The 1,495-nt window shown below is 64.2% G+C and carries 3 protein-coding genes; 2 read left to right on the plus strand and 1 reads right to left on the minus strand.

The features are described from left to right. Positions 1–1,061: aminomethyltransferase family protein (locus FJ980_RS31295; RefSeq protein ID WP_140547401.1), on the plus strand; the 1,061-nt coding region annotated here is incomplete at its 5' end. Between the two features lie 2 nt (positions 1,062–1,063). After that, entirely contained in the window at positions 1,064–1,318 is a 255-nt protein-coding gene (locus FJ980_RS31300; RefSeq protein WP_140547402.1) for a hypothetical protein, read from the plus strand. Positions 1,319–1,323: 5 nt separating this feature from the next. Here the strand turns inward: FJ980_RS31300 and FJ980_RS31305 are convergent. Continuing rightward, positions 1,324–1,495, minus strand: a 172-nt coding sequence (locus FJ980_RS31305) for a membrane dipeptidase (RefSeq protein WP_181181372.1), incomplete at its 5' end; no start/stop codon positions are given.

The raw sequence follows: 1,495 nt of genomic DNA on the forward strand, positions 1-1,495 counted from the left end.
TCGAATATTTAGCCATTCGCAGCCAGTCGGCGCTCTTCGACATCTCGCCGATGACCAAATACCGCGTCGAGGGACCGGACGCCGAGGCCTTCCTCGACCGCGTCACGCTGCGCGACGTGACCAGGCTGAAGCCGGGCCGCGTCCATTATACCGCGTGGTGCGACGACGAGGGCTTCGTCCTCGATGACGGCACGCTGTTCCGGCTCTCGCCAACGCGGTTCCGGCTGTGCTCGCAGGAGCGGCATTTGCCTTGGCTGCTCGACAGCGCCATCGGGTTCGATGTGACGGTGGAGGAAGAGACCGAAGCCGTCGCGGGCCTGGCACTGCAAGGTCCGACCTCTTTCGCCGTGCTGCGTGATGCCGGTTTTGCCGATGTCGAAAAGCTGAAGGCATTCGACCTCGCCGAATTCCCGCATGATGGCGAAACCGTCACCATCTCGCGCACCGGCTTCACCGGCGACCTCGGCTATGAATTGTTCATGCCGGTCGACAAGGCGCTTAGCCTGTGGGACCGGCTGATGGCGGCCGGCGAACTGCGCGGCATCCGCGCCATCGGCTACACCGCGCTCAACCGCGCCCGGCTCGAAGCCGGGCTGATCGTCGCCAATGCCGACTTCACGACAGCCGAACACGCCATCCGCGCCGACCGCTTGCGCATGCCCGACGAGATCGGGCTCGGCTTCATGATTGATCTGGAAAAGGCCCATTTCAACGGCCGTCGCGCCATCTTCGAGGCGCGCGCCAAGCGCAAGCTGCGGCATGTGCTGGTCGGGCTGGAGATCGAAGGCAACATCCCGGCCGCACACGCCCTCGTCTATCACAGAAAGAGCCAGGAGGTCGGGCTGGTCAGCGCCGCCATGTGGTCGCCGATGGCCAAGCGCAACATCGCCATCGCTTCGCTGGTGCGACCATATGGTGATACTGTCGTCGACGACCTCTGGGTCGAGATCTACGCAATGCGCGAGCTGCAATACCAAAAGCTGATGAAGCGGGCCAAGGTGGTGCCGCGGCCGTTCATCAAGCTCGATCGCCGCACCGCCAATCCGCCGGCGGATTTCTGACCATGGACGAGGAAGCCGACAAGCAGCAAGAAGAGGCGGCCGAACAGTGGGAACTGGGGAACACGCCGCTCGGCGAAAAATGGTCGGGCCGCACACGCTATGCCGCCGCCATGTTCTTCTACAAGCGCGGCGAGATGAGCGCCGAGACGCTTGAGGTCTACCGCATCTGCGCGCGGCTCGATTCGGAAAACCCGCTGCCGATCATCCGCGACCGCGGCGTCGGCAAGGACTGGCTGAAGCGCATGGGGTTCGGCTGACCTGCCTATCCTATGGTTCTTTCCAGCATGGCCAGCCAGTTTCGGTAGGCGATCTTTTCGATCAGCGCGCGGCCGAAGCCGCGTGCGGCGAGCGCATCGATGAGCTTCGGCAGACCGGCGGCGTCGCCAATGACGGCCGGGATCATGGCTCCGTCGAAATCGGAGCCGAGGCCAACC

It is taken from the genome of Mesorhizobium sp. B1-1-5, assembly GCF_006443065.1.
GTDB lineage: Bacteria > Pseudomonadota > Alphaproteobacteria > Rhizobiales > Rhizobiaceae > Mesorhizobium.